This window comes from Leptospira harrisiae (assembly GCF_002811945.1).
Taxonomy (GTDB): Bacteria; Spirochaetota; Leptospiria; order Leptospirales; family Leptospiraceae; genus Leptospira_A; species Leptospira_A harrisiae.
In genome coordinates this window covers 213,074-226,282 of record NZ_NPDX01000004.1, presented here as the reverse complement: position 1 = coordinate 226,282, position 13,209 = coordinate 213,074, and the positions used below count along the sequence as shown (strand labels likewise).

Sequence of the window (13,209 nt, the reverse complement as noted above, 5' to 3'; positions counted from 1 at the left end):
TCAGTGAAAGTATCTTTGGATAGGCTTTAGATCTTTTGGCGCATATTCACCTGTCATATTACTAAATGTCACAGGAGAATTAACTCCTCTAGTTAAGGATCCGTTTTGCGAAAATCTAAAATATTCCATTTGAAATTTATTGGTGGTTCCACCTGTATCGGAAACCAAATAAATAAATCTTCCACTTTTATCCCATTGTAAGTGTTTTGGTGCATTACCTACACTTAACTTTTGATCCGTTGGAACTAAATTTCCTGTTACATTATCTACTGATAGAATATGGATATAGAATGTAGCACCAGCTGCGTAAAGGAAAGCTAAATACTTCCCATTAGGATCAAGGGAAAGGTTTGTCGAAAAATTATCATTCGGAGCAGCTCCTGAGTAAGAAGGATCTGGTGAAAAAGGCGAGTTTGGTAACAATTGCATATTTCCACTGTCATCATATCTGAAACCATAAATCGGATAACTAGAGTTTGTTGAAGTCATATATAGTAATCTATCTGATTCAACCAAACAAAGGCTATTATTCTGCGATGGGTTATCTGGAGAAGTAAAAGGAGTCCCTCCAACATTTGACAATGAATCTAAACCAGTTTTTTTATGAACATAGATACCCATAGGAGTTCCAACAGTAGATGCAGTAAAGAATAATCCGTCTTTATCACTTGTCCGAATAGATACTGGAGAGCACCCAACCCCAAAAGGGTATTGTCCTTGATTGCTTAATGAAACCGCACCGGAAATTGGATCTCTATAAGAGCGATTAATGGTATTTGGATTCGTTGATGAATTAGAAGAATACAAAATAGTTCCATCAGAATTGAATGTACTGATTATCGGAATGCCAAATCCAACTTGGTCACTAACTAAAGAGAGAGACCTATCGAACCCATATTTATGAACAGTCACATGGTCACTGGCAGTTCCTGTAAAGGTAATGATATCTCTGGAGCTTGGAGGAATTGAAATACGTACAGGCTGACAACCCGGGAAGGAAGTTAATGAGGCAGCCCTAATATCGCTAACATAATCATTTGTAAGTCCATATTCAGGATCTACTTTATAAACTCGAAATCCTGCTTCGTACGAAGGAGTCCCTTTATACAGCAAAAGTACCAACCCATCGGGCAGTGCCTTTTCTTGGAGGAAATAGCGGACAAATTCTGAGAATATCGATTGTTTTGCAAACTCCTCGGAAAGGGGATCACCGGGGTTATTTAATGCAGGCATCTTACATTGGAAGGCAAATGCAAATAATATCGTTATGAAAAAGGCACGTGAAATGAACTGAGAACGAACTGTCATAAGATCCTTCTATCAGGGACAGGTTTTAGAAAATGGACACCTGGCTTGAATGCAATTTATTGACTGACTCTTTTACTGGTACATATCATTTTCCCCCTGTCAATTCAATTTGTAAGAGTCCGTTCTGGTTGTACGGACAAGAAAATAGACATATGTTTAGAAATATTTCTTCCGTTCGAAATCCCTAGGGCCTTGAAAAACAAGTTGTGGGAAATCCGTATCCGATGGAAATTTTAGGAAAAAAGAACAGGGATACAAGAGGAAGCTTATGAGTGAATTTTACCAAGATGAATGGGTTTGGATAACGGGAGCCTCCTCAGGAATTGGAAAAGAATTGGTTTCCCAAGCCTACCAACGGAAAGCAAAGGTTCTTCTTGCCTCTCGTAAAACTAAGGATTTAGAGGCAATCGCAAAAGAACTTCATCTTGAAAAGGGTCGTTATGCGGTTGAAAAACTAGATTTGGAAGATTATAAGTCAACCGCAGGTTTTGCAAAACGTTGTTTAAAGAAATACGGAATTCCAAAAGTAGTCATTCATAATGGTGGGATTAGCCAAAGATCTTTAACAAAAGAAACAAATTTAATTACTTTAGAAAAGATTATGAAAACCAATTTTTATGGTGCTGCGGAAATGACTCGTGCGATGATCCCGGAAATATTGGGTAAAAAAGAAGTGCATTTCGCTGTGATTTCCAGTGTTGCTGGAAAAATCGGTAGTCCACTTCGATCTGCTTATTCTGCCTCCAAGTTCGCATTAGTTGGTTTTTTTCATTCGTTAAGATCAGAAGAAGAAAAAGCCGGAATTTTTGTGACGATGGTATATCCAGGATTTATCCAAACCAATATTTCAAAAAATGCGTTAAAAGGAGACGGCACTTCCACTGGCACCATGGACTCCGTGATCGCAGCAGGGTTACCTGTCCAACTTTGCGCCCACAGAATTTTGCACGCTGTTGCTAACAAACAACGTGAAGTTGTCATTGCAGGCATTAAGGAAAAATTTGGCTTATTTCTGCAGGCGATGTATCCATCATTATTTTTTAAAATGATTCAAAACGCAAAAGTAAGATAGGGGAGAGAATTCATTTGAAACGATTTTTTTACTTAATAGGAATGATTCTATTTCTAACATTGGGAGTTTTTGCAGAGACCCCTATCCTCGATTATAAAACTAAAACAAATTCCAACGAAAAAGAAAGAACCTATTTATTGGATTTATTACGAGCGAATCTTTCCAGCGAGTTCAAACAGGAATTTGTTTTTGTCGTAGAACATTTTAAAATATCTGGGGATTACGCCTGGTTCCGTGGAACAGCCAAAAGAAAAGACGGAAAAGAAATTATTTTACCGGAAGAGATTCCTTATGATTGTTGCCATGTGGAAGCTCTATTTAAAAAAGTAAATGGGAAGTGGCAAATTTCAGAATCAGCTGCATTTAGTACGGATGTTTGGTGGGATGGAATCCAGTCTCGTTATCCAAAAGCAACGAAAGAAATTTTTCAATAAAATCATTATTTATTGAGGGTTTCGATATTGTGATAGAATCCTCATTTAGGGTTTGTTTGATTGGAGTATGCTACTCGAATATCTAAATGTAAATTCGATTCATATCCTTCCCAAGGCAAAAAATTGGGAGGATATAAGCCAAGAGTTATTAAAGAAAGTCGAAAACGATCCAATTAAACAAGATTTGCAAAATAGGTTGGATACATTCCCGAACAGTCTGTTCGGAAGCCTCGGGCCTCATATCTTAATTCCACATTTTCGTTCCATACATATTAAATCCCCGGAAGTTTTTTTGTTTTTAATCCCGCAGGGGATTCGTTTGGAAGATAGGGTGATTCATTTGATTTTATTTCAGATGATTCCGGAAACACAACCATCACTTCATTTGCGCTTGTTACATGGTCTTTCTTCCCTTTTGCCTCAGATTTTTGAAGAATTGCTTAGTTGCGATACGGAGTCAAAAGTTTTGTCGGTAGTTCAACGAGGCGAATCTGATATGAAGCCAAGTTATAAAAATTTAAACCAGTCGCAGATTGAGTTTGAACTACAGACAAACCTACAAAAAGGACTCAGTGAATCAGAAGCAAAAATTCGTTTAAATACATTTGGTAAAAACGCCATTGAAAACGAAAAGTCGACTCCAATCATTTGGAAATTCTTTAAAAGTTTTTTTAGTTTGTTTGCGGTCCTACTTTGGGTTGCAACTGCTCTTTGTTTTGTACCTGGTGTCGATATGCCTGAGCTTGGTATTGCAATTTTTATAGTTGTAGTTATCAATGGGATTTTTTCGTTTTTTCAAGAATCTAAATCCGACCATGCTGTCGAAGCTTTACGTAAGTTATTGGCTCAGGAATGTCCTGTGATTCGTAATGGCGAAACTACAACTGTACCTGCTGACGAAATTGTACCTGGTGATTTGATTGTTCTCTCGGAAGGGGACATTGTTCCTGCTGATTGTCGTATCATCGAATCGGAAGACGTAGAAGTTGATAATTCATCCTTAACTGGAGAGTCCACTTCTGCAAGACGTTATAAATCAGATAGTGAAATTGTTTTGGAAGGAAAGTTTCTTTGGTTAGAAATGCCAAATATTCTTTTTGCAGGTAGTTCTTTAATTAAAGGGAAATCAAAGGCAATAGTTTTTGGAACTGGGCAATCGACTGAGATCGGACAAATTGCACGTATGACTTCAAAAATTAAAAGAGAAGAGAGTCCGTTACAAAAACAACTCAAACAAACAGTAATCTCCATCTCACTCTTTGCATTTGTAATCGGTATCGTCTTTTTATTTTTAGGGTATATGGTTGCCGGGCTAAGCTTTGTTCAGGCATTTATTTTTTTCATTGGTATATTTGTTGCTAACGTTCCCGAAGGTTTATTGCCAACCGTAACACTTTCTCTTGCCTTGGGTGTTTCAAGGATGGCAAAAAAAAATGCAATCTTAAAGGATCTCTCCAGTGTTGAAACTTTGGGTTGTACAACGGTAATTTGTTCCGATAAAACTGGTACATTAACACAAAACCAAATGCGAGTGATTGAGGTATATTTTGATTCGAAATTATATCTTCCTCAAGAAATAGAATTTAAGGAAGGGAATCAAATATTTCTAAGTTGTGGTTATTATTGTAATAATGCCATTTTAGATCCTAAACCATTGGGTGATCCAACCGAACTTGCTTTATTGTATCTGTCTCAAGGTCGACTACCGGATGCTAGTGGAAAAAGAATTCATACCAATGCTTTTGAGTCAGTAAGAAAAAGAATGAGTGTTGTGATTCAGGGAGATCAATTTACGACAGCTTATGCGAAAGGTGGTCCTGTCGAAATACTTTCTGTTTGTTCGCATGTATACGAAAATGGATCTGTGGTTCCTTTGGATGAGGAAAAAAGATTAAAATTAAAAAATGCATCGGACTTTTCTGCAGGGCAGGGTTATCGAGTTCTTTCTTTCGCCTATAGATTGTTAAAAGATGACTTTTCTCCCTCTGCTTTTCCTTCAGTTGAATCTTCGATGGTGTATTTAGGTCACTGTTGTCTTGCGGATCCGATTCGTCCAAAAGTACCAGATGCCATCTCGAAATGCCATACTGCAGGAATTCGAATTCTAATGATTACAGGTGATCATCCTTTAACAGCCGAGTCAGTCGGAAAATCTATTGGGATTGGAGGGGAAACTCCAGTTGTAATCACCGGGGCACAACTTGACAAAATGAATGATGTATCCTTAAAAGAATGGATCCGAAGGGGTGAACCTATTTTTGCCCGTGTTTCCCCTTCTCAGAAGTTAAGAATTGTATCCATGTTGCAAGAGTTAGGTGAAATTGTTGCAGTGACTGGAGATGGTGTGAATGATGGTCCTGCTCTTAAAAAAGCTGACATCGGGATTGCAATGGGGAAAAGAGGAACTGAAGTTGCCAAAGAAGCAGCAAGAATGATCATTGTGGATGATGATTTTGCAACAATTGCCGATGCCATCGAAGAGGGGAGAGGTGTGTTTGATAACATTCGTAAATTTTCCGCGTACGTTTTGAACTCAAATCCACAAGAATTAATTCCTTTTTTACTTTGGGCATTGTTTCCAGGATTTCCCTTAATTATGACTGTTATGGGCGTGCTTGCTGTTGATGTTGGAACTGATTTGATTCCGGCCATGGGCCTTGGTGCGGAACCTCCAGAAAAAGGAATTATGAAACGGCCACCGAGAAATCGAAATGAAAAGTTAATTTCAATACGATTTATTCTTAGATCGTACCTCGTTGAGGGCATGATCTTATTTTTATCTTGTTTATCGACTTATCTTTATTTTGTTTATACTGAGTGTGATGGAGTATTACCGCATTCTCCAGAAGGTTTGAATATGGCAAATGCAAGTCCATTATACCTGCAGTCTCTTACCGCATTCTTTTTCCCGACCATCACGGTGCAAATCGCAAACGTTCTTTGTAAAAGGTCAAAAACTGAATCTATTTTTCAAATGGATCTTTTTTCTAACAGAATCATTTGGATTGGAATCGTATTTTCCTTCTTTCTCTGCGGAATCTTCTTTTACACTGATCTAAGCTCCGTATATTATTTTGCACCAATTCCTATTCATGTATATATTTTCGCATTTCATGGAACAGTTGTTATGGTAGTTTACAATGAAATCTTAAAATATTTCCGCAGAAAGAAATTTCACATGAATTAGAATCGTTCCAGAACAGTGTTTAAGGAAATTTATTGAATTTTTATTTATCCTAAGTATACCATTCGATTCGTATCAGTTGACCATGGAATCACTATAATAAACATGATTTGTAAGATGGTTACTACAAAAGTTTGGGATAATTAGGTGCACGAAAAAAGAATTCTGTTGGCAGAAGATGAATTGGTTTCGGCAACTTACTTAAAGGATAGTTTGTCTGAATTGGGTTATAAAGTAACCCTTGCAACTGACGGTCAACAAGCATTAGCTTTCTATTTAGAAAACCCTTTTCCTGTGGTCATTACTGATTATGAAATGCCTGGTTTAAATGGTGCGGAACTGATTCAAGAATTGAAATCAGAAGAGATAGAACCAGTTATCTTTATGTTCACTTCTCATAGTAATCCTAAGTTAATTGTAGAAGTAATGAAATTGGGAATTTACGATTATCTTGTGAAACCGGTAGAAGAACATGAACTTTCTATTAAATTAAAACGGGCCTTCGAATTTTATGAAATGAAACGTACAGAAACTATTTCCAAAAGAGAGCGCCAACTTCGATTAGAAGGTCATTTGGAGTGGATCCAATGGAAAGAAAAAATGGCCGGAGGTGAATTCAATCGACTGAATCAAAATTTATTTGAAAGCTTAAAAAATAGTTTTTGTCAAGGTGCCGGATTTGGTGCTCTAGTGACACTATTGAAATTGGTGTCCGATACAACGGTTAAGGAAGGAGACCATTATAAAATCGAATCTGATGTAATGGAATTAATTCAAATTAACACAGGGATGGCAGAAAAAGCATTAAAGATGTTTTCAGATATTGATTTAATGGTTTCAAGCCCAATGCAGTTTGAAGAAATCACTTGTGCTGAATTCTATGACCAATTGCTTTTATGGATCAATGAATTAAAACCAATTTTGGCTTTAAAAAACCAACAAGTTTTAGTGAGTGATTTAAAACCGAACCTTACAAAATACACAGTTTCTTATAATCAATTTTCTCTACAAAATTCCTTTAAAGAAATCATAACGAATGCATGTAAGTTCTCACGAGAAAATTCAAACATTACAATTGTTACTAACGTTGAATATAATTGGTTTAAATGTGTAATTTATAATCAACCTACTCCAAATGCTGATGGAACGTATGGAGTTCCGCTACAATTTGAAAATTTAATTTTTGAACCATTCTATCGTTTGTCGAAAAATGTTTTTGATGTCTATGGTACTTTGGATTTTGGTTTGGGGCTTAGTTATGTAGATTCTTGTTTTAAAAAACATGAAGGAAAATTGTCTGTTCATAATATCATAGACCATTCCGAATGGAGTGATAACCCTATTACTAAAGTAGCATTTCAATTTTCATTACCAGTATTAAAAAACTAAGATTATGTTTTCAACAAATTACGATGAATTACTTTCGAACATACCTGATTTAATTTGCGAATTAGATTCATCCGAAAAAATTTGTTACGCAAATTCCTATCACAAACATAGATTAGGTTATGAGGCACATGAGATTTTAGGTCGATCTGTAGACGAATTTTTTCATCCAGAAGATAGAGGCGAACTTCTCACGAAGATGTCTTTTTTGCAAACACCTGGGTCTGAGACTAAGGGAATTTGGCGAATTGCCCATAAAAATGGGCATTTTTTAACTTTCGAATGTAGAGGAAAGTTCCAACAAGATGTTAATGGAAACAAACGAATCTTAGTTGTTGCGAGAGATATTACGGAAGAGATTGGAATCGAGTTCAAATTACATACGAAATCTTTAGGCAAAACACAAACCACTGCTGATTTACTTGCAAAGCCGATTGAATTACATTACCAAAGTTTTTTTGAATTAAAAATGTCTCAATTTGAATTTTCACAATTAAAATTCGCTTTTGATGAACACGCTGTAATCACTATTACTGATAGAAATGGGAATATATCTTATGCCAATGATCGATTTTGCGAAATTTCGTTGTATTCAAGAGATGAGTTAATAGGAAATAACCACCGTTTATTGAATTCCGGATTTCATTCGTCAGAATTTTTTGAACGAATGTATCATATGATTCAAAATGGATATGTTTGGAAGGGAGAAATTAGAAACCGAACGAAAACTGGTTCAATTTATTGGGTTAGTGTAACCATAGTTCCTTTGCGATCTATCGATGGAAATATTAATAGGTTTGTTGCTTTACATACATTAATTACAAGAACCATTGAATCAGAAGAAAGGGTGACTCAGTTGTTGCAAGAGAAAGAATTACTTTTGCAAGAGGTGCACCACAGAATCAAAAATAATCTGTTTTCTGTATTTAGTTTATTAAAGATGCAGTCAAATTTTTCGCCGGATCCACTTTTAAAAGAGCAGTTTGATGAAGCGGCAGGTCGTTTGCGAAGTATGATGGCCTTGTATGATAGGTTGTATCGATCCCAAAATCCTAATGAAATAGATCTAAAAGAATATATTCCCAATTTAGTATCCCAAATTTTATCAACTTATCCGAAGTTAATACGATTTGAATTTATTTCAAATGAACCCATTATCATTAAACCAGACATTGCAAATAATTTAGGAATCATCTTAAATGAATTGATCTGTAACTCAGTGAAACATTCCTTTCAAATGGAAGGAGTTGGAAAAATTACCGTTACTATAAAGAAAATTGATCTACAAATCCATTTTATTTATAGTGATGATGGAGAACCTCTTCCAAAAAATTATTCGTTAGAAAATTCTGAATCGGGATTTGGAATTAAACTTATGAATTTACTGGTCCAACAATTGAAAGGAAAAGCTAACGTTAAACCTGGACAAAGTGTTCAATTCGATCTATTGTTCCCAATTCATTAACTTTTTTTCTTCCACCAATGTTTCCATTTTTTATGATAAAAGTAAAAAATCATCACGAATGAAGGGACGATAAACCAAAGAAGGAATACGCTGCTCGCAGGTAAAATCGATACTTCTTCAAAATGAACTATATGTTGAAAGTTTTCTATTGTCCAGCGAGTGGTATGTTTGAACGGTCCTTGACCTTTGATTACTGATAATGAGATTTCATTTTTTACAGTGAATGTTTCACCAACAGGAATAACAAATCGATTCACCTCTACGGAAGGAGCGACGAGTCCTGTAATGAGATCTACCGAATTACAATAATTCGATTCACACTGAGCGCAATATCCTGATTTTCCTTTTGATTCTGGATCCCCAGCTATATATGCGTTAGCTGTAAATCCTTTTAACCTCGTATGTTCATTCCCAATGTAGATACAGGTAGTATAAAGATTATCATCCGTTACAAATTTAAGTTCTAAAGTGTGCGATCCTGCATGGCCATTTCCATCGGAAACATCAACGGGAAATTCTTTCGGAATTGTAAATCTCGCATGTCCGAGAAGTGGGAATGTGTCAACGCAGCGAGTTCCAATTAAACTATGGTAACAATTATTTGCAGATAAATCATTTGATTGGTTTTGGAAACTATACATTTCCATTTGGCTCATATCTGTAGGGATGGGCATCAAAAAACAAAACAGACTGGATTTTTTATTTTTTGGCAATAAATTGTTTCTAATTTCCACTGTTGTTGGGAAATCAATTCCGATATAAGTCCTTGGATCTATGAGAATTAGGGATCCGTTTTCATTGATTTTAACATTGATACAACTTGGATCTAAATCCGACGCTGAACAAGTTTTTTCATCGCCTTCGATATATTGGATAAAGAGACCTCCATAAAGTGGACAAAGTAGTTTTGTTGATGCCGCTGTTAAGATTGTCATTTGGATGGAAGTGGGAACAGTAACTTCAACTGGGTTTGTTGGTGTGTCGGGAAGGTTCTCAGTAGAGTTGGTATTTCCAAACAAAGGAAGCAGCCAGAGTAGAGTATCAGCTTTTCTATGAGAACAAGTTGTTAAAAAGAAAAGAATGAAGAAGAGCCAAAATGATTTCACCTAGAATAGGACGAAATGGAAAGAGTAGACCTACAAAATATCTTTGCGGATAAGTTCGTACTCTTACGTAGATTTCAATCAATTAGATGTAAGATTGTGTCGAGTTTGTTCAAACGAAAGACGGTACGAATGAGTTTGTTCACTCCTCGTATTTGTAATTGTAACTGTTGGGATTCAAGTGCAGAGTGAAACTTCATTAGTTCCCCAATGGTGGCACTGTCCAGAGACATGGAGATTTCGGTAAAGTCTAAGACCACATCTTCCTTCGTATTGTGAATGGTAGACATAATTCTCTCCCGGAATCCGCTGAGTCCATCAAAAGAAAGATCGTTGTTCTTGATTTCGATTACAATTGCCAAGGTTTAAAACTATTTTTATAAGTTGGTAAATTTTGAAAGGATTTTTCGACTTTGATTTTTTGTTTCTGAATTGTTTTTCAATTCTTTTTATGATTTGATTGTATTCGGTTTTGTATGTCAGTGAGTCAAAGGCAATTAAAATTGATCAAAGAAGCTGCCGAGTTACTTGTTATGGAACACCGCCTAACTTCTGAAGAAGCAGTTTTGGTCATTTCAGCAGCTATAAAAAAAGAACTATCCATTCGGAATACTAATTTTGAGAAATTGGAAACAGGTTCAAAAATTGACCGCACTAATTTTACAAGAAATGTAGTAAAATCTGTCCAGGATGCGTTAGAAGCAAATCCCTATTGGAGGTCTCATAATTTAGATCGGTCAATCGACAATTTTTATAGAGTGCTTCATAAACATTGGGATTAATAATCATAACAAAACTAATTGGAAGTTTCTTTTAAAATGGAATCAGTTTCGCAATAATAGGAATCAGGAATTTGTTTTGTTCTCGAAAAATTGATTTCAAAGTTTAAGGATTCTTTTGGTAAAAAGTCTTCTTTTTCTATACTGACGGTTTCGTAATCTACCGCTTTTTCTTGTTTGTTGATGAGTAAACATGTAATTCGTACAAAGTTAGCAGTTGTATTTCCTTTGTTTTTAATTTTACCCAAAAGTTTTATTTCTTTGTATTGGTTCCTTTGGATTTCGATTTGTTTTAATAATAGTTCTGGTTGATTGTCATCTGTCGGAATGGTAGTTGCTGATACATTGATTTCAAATTTAGCAAAGTTCGGTGTTTTTTCTGTTAATACAATAAATATGACTGATTCTCCATCGTTCACTGTATTTTTTTCTGCATAACCAAAGTACGTGCCAACGTTTGTTCCTTCGTCGTTTAATAAATCAACAGTAAACTTTGGCATCATTAGTTGATGTCCACTTTTGTTTGTAAATTTTCCAACGATATAAGTATTTCCAATTCCATCTGGAATGGCAGTGGTAAATTGAAATTCACCTTCAGGAATCATTTCTATTGATTCCAAGTTTGGATCCATTTTGATGGTAGTAGTTTCCTCTTCTTCGGAGAGAACTTGTCCTTGTGAAAGTTTTTGGTAATATGTAAAAAAGGAAGACCCTAAAACAATCCAAACAACAACAATTCCAGTGATTAGGTTCTTCCAATTTCCAAGTGTGTTTGGTAATGATTTTTGTTGTGTTCCATACACTTTCGGTGGTGGAAATTCAGCCATGCTGCCAGTGGGAAGACGATCAAAACAATCTCCACACCTGTATACAGTCGCAGACTCTTGGTAAATATTGTGACTACCGCAGCTTGGGCATTGTTTTGAGTTCATATGACGAATTCAAACAAAAGCCTATGAAATTCCAAGGAGAAAACAAATTTGGAAATATCTTTCTTGGTTAAGGGTGAAAAAAAATGTCCACATAACAATCTGTTGCTTGGATCGGAAGTAATGCATTTGGCAATTGATAACGATTACCTAAACGATATTTGATCTGGTATTGTGAAAGTAATTCTATTTCATTCGGACGAAGTGGAGTCGGAGAAGGAGGAAGTTCTAAAAATGTAAAAGAGCGATTCTGGTGTGTAGTTAGAATTTGAATGAATTTTTTATTATCATAATTAGGTCTTAGTAAAAGAAGTTCCTTTTCTGCCGGAGTGAAAGGTAAAGCAGCAAACTTTTGTAATATGACAAAAGAAAAATCAGAATTGTTAAAAACCAAAAACTTATCCTTTATCTTGGTAATTTCTTGGATTGTGTTCGTTTGGTATTGGGAAATTTTTTTTAGTTCTTTTGTTTTTTGGAAAAGTAAATTCGATTGATAAATTGATAAAATTAACAATAGAATACCCCAATTTATTGAAATTTTGGACTCTACTGTTTCGTTATTTTTGAGCAAAACTATATAAAGAGGAATGAGTCCAAATAAATAACGTGGAGTGTTATGCCCGCCAGTGTTTGGGGAGATGAGAATCATTACAATTGTGACTAGGATTAATAAAAGATTTTGGTAGATAACTTTTTTTTGAAAAATTGATTTTATAAAATAAAAAACAAAGAAAACAAAAATAGGTGCTTGCTCTATCCATAGTTTAAACAAATACAAACTTGTATCTAAACGGAATTGGAATTCGGAGTTTTTTACAAGACGGAGAGGGACATATGTTCCCAAGGTCATAAAGTTTAGGACCGAAAAAATAAATCCTGTAACAAACAAAGTCAGAAGGTATAGTTTCCAGTTTTTCTCTTTTGGAAAACAAAATGGAATTAAAAATATAGAAAAAACCATTTCCGGTCGCATCCAGATTAAACACATTGATAGGAAGCCAGATAAAATCGACCATTTGCGATTGTAAAAATATAATATTACCACTTCTAAAAAGAAAAATAAAATGGTTTCATGGATTAGAAATATATAGAGAGAAAGTATTGAGCCAAATAACAAAAGTATTGTGGCAATTTTATCTTTTTTAATTTGGTAAAATATAAAAATAGTGTAGAAAAAGAGAACAAATTGTCCGAGTTTAATTCCTGCGGCTCCAAAACCTAAATATAGTGGAGAAACGAAAATGGGGTAAAAGTTTGGAAAAGTGGAATAGGGAAGGCCATTATGTACATGGAAAAAAAGATCTGGTAGTGGAAAAAACTGAAAGTTAGGATCTTCTAAAAGAAAACTATATTGGAGGTGAAATGTGCCTTGCAGGGCTAACTTGATTTGCCATTCTAATAGAGCAAAATCGGAAAAAGGTTCGATCTGTTTTGTTGTAATTAACAAAAATCCCAAAACCAAAAATGCCAAACTAACAAAGAAACCTATTGCTTTTTTTGATTGATCCATGTGAAATCGGAAACAGGTATACTCTTCTCTAAATCCAAA

At 35.3% G+C, this 13,209-nt stretch carries 11 protein-coding genes; 6 read left to right on the top strand and 5 right to left on the bottom strand.

Features of this window, described 5'->3' with window-relative positions; all coding sequences use genetic code 11:
- Positions 1–1,308, bottom strand: a complete 1,308-nt coding sequence (locus tag CH364_RS14375) for a lactonase family protein (RefSeq protein WP_100744255.1) — start codon at positions 1,306–1,308, stop codon at positions 1–3.
- Positions 1,309–1,576: 268 nt separating this feature from the next.
- Here CH364_RS14375 and CH364_RS14370 point away from each other — a divergent pair, with 268 nt between their 5' ends.
- The 5 genes from CH364_RS14370 to CH364_RS14350 all read left to right on the top strand — a co-directional run bounded on the left by CH364_RS14370 (position 1,577) and on the right by CH364_RS14350 (position 8,849).
- Positions 1,577–2,380, top strand: a complete 804-nt coding sequence (locus CH364_RS14370) for an SDR family NAD(P)-dependent oxidoreductase (RefSeq protein ID WP_100744256.1) — start codon at positions 1,577–1,579, stop codon at positions 2,378–2,380.
- A 14-nt stretch (positions 2,381–2,394) separates the two neighbouring features.
- Entirely contained in the window at positions 2,395–2,814 is a 420-nt protein-coding gene (locus CH364_RS14365) for a hypothetical protein (protein WP_100744257.1), read from the top strand.
- Between the two features lie 67 nt (positions 2,815–2,881).
- Complete coding sequence (locus CH364_RS14360) at positions 2,882–6,001, top strand: HAD-IC family P-type ATPase (protein WP_100787868.1); 3,120 nt, start codon at positions 2,882–2,884, stop codon at positions 5,999–6,001.
- Between the two features lie 144 nt (positions 6,002–6,145).
- Positions 6,146–7,387 (top strand): response regulator, encoded by a 1,242-nt coding sequence (locus CH364_RS14355; protein WP_100744259.1) that lies wholly within the window; start codon positions 6,146–6,148, stop codon positions 7,385–7,387.
- Positions 7,388–7,391: 4 nt separating this feature from the next.
- Positions 7,392–8,849, top strand: a complete 1,458-nt coding sequence (locus tag CH364_RS14350; RefSeq protein ID WP_100744260.1) for a PAS domain-containing sensor histidine kinase — start codon at positions 7,392–7,394, stop codon at positions 8,847–8,849.
- Here the strand turns inward: CH364_RS14350 and CH364_RS14345 are convergent.
- Positions 8,846–9,955, bottom strand: a complete 1,110-nt coding sequence (locus CH364_RS14345) for a hypothetical protein (protein ID WP_100744261.1) — start codon at positions 9,953–9,955, stop codon at positions 8,846–8,848. The genes CH364_RS14350 and CH364_RS14345 overlap by 4 nt on opposite strands.
- A gap of 74 nt (positions 9,956–10,029) precedes the next feature.
- Positions 10,030–10,242 (bottom strand): STAS domain-containing protein, encoded by a 213-nt coding sequence (locus CH364_RS14340; RefSeq protein ID WP_243401387.1) that lies wholly within the window; start codon positions 10,240–10,242, stop codon positions 10,030–10,032.
- Between the two features lie 186 nt (positions 10,243–10,428).
- Here CH364_RS14340 and CH364_RS14335 point away from each other — a divergent pair, with 186 nt between their 5' ends.
- A complete protein-coding gene (locus tag CH364_RS14335; protein ID WP_100744263.1) occupies positions 10,429–10,734 on the top strand; it encodes a hypothetical protein in 306 nt (101 codons plus the stop codon).
- A gap of 14 nt (positions 10,735–10,748) precedes the next feature.
- Here the strand turns inward: CH364_RS14335 and CH364_RS14330 are convergent, their stop codons facing one another.
- Together CH364_RS14330 and CH364_RS14325 are read right to left on the bottom strand one after the other, a co-directional pair.
- On the bottom strand, positions 10,749–11,663 hold the full coding sequence (locus tag CH364_RS14330; RefSeq protein ID WP_100744264.1) for an FxLYD domain-containing protein: 915 nt from the start codon (positions 11,661–11,663) through the stop codon (positions 10,749–10,751).
- 67 nt (positions 11,664–11,730) lie between these two features.
- Positions 11,731–13,170 (bottom strand): LA_3751/LA_3752 family putative glycosyltransferase, encoded by a 1,440-nt coding sequence (locus tag CH364_RS14325; RefSeq protein WP_100744776.1) that lies wholly within the window; start codon positions 13,168–13,170, stop codon positions 11,731–11,733.
- Positions 13,171–13,209: the final 39 nt, after the last annotated feature.

Coding starts and splice junctions, on each gene's coding strand:
- CH364_RS14350 (WP_100744260.1), top strand. CDS start 7,392: ATGTTTTCAACAAATTACGATGAATTACTTTCGAACATACCTGATTTA.
- CH364_RS14370 (WP_100744256.1), top strand. CDS start 1,577: ATGAGTGAATTTTACCAAGATGAATGGGTTTGGATAACGGGAGCCTCC.
- CH364_RS14375 (WP_100744255.1), bottom strand. CDS start 1,308: ATGACAGTTCGTTCTCAGTTCATTTCACGTGCCTTTTTCATAACGATA.
- CH364_RS14340 (WP_243401387.1), bottom strand. CDS start 10,242: ATGTCTACCATTCACAATACGAAGGAAGATGTGGTCTTAGACTTTACC.
- CH364_RS14335 (WP_100744263.1), top strand. CDS start 10,429: ATGTCAGTGAGTCAAAGGCAATTAAAATTGATCAAAGAAGCTGCCGAG.
- CH364_RS14330 (WP_100744264.1), bottom strand. CDS start 11,663: ATGAACTCAAAACAATGCCCAAGCTGCGGTAGTCACAATATTTACCAA.
- CH364_RS14360 (WP_100787868.1), top strand. CDS start 2,882: ATGCTACTCGAATATCTAAATGTAAATTCGATTCATATCCTTCCCAAG.
- CH364_RS14325 (WP_100744776.1), bottom strand. CDS start 13,170: ATGGATCAATCAAAAAAAGCAATAGGTTTCTTTGTTAGTTTGGCATTT.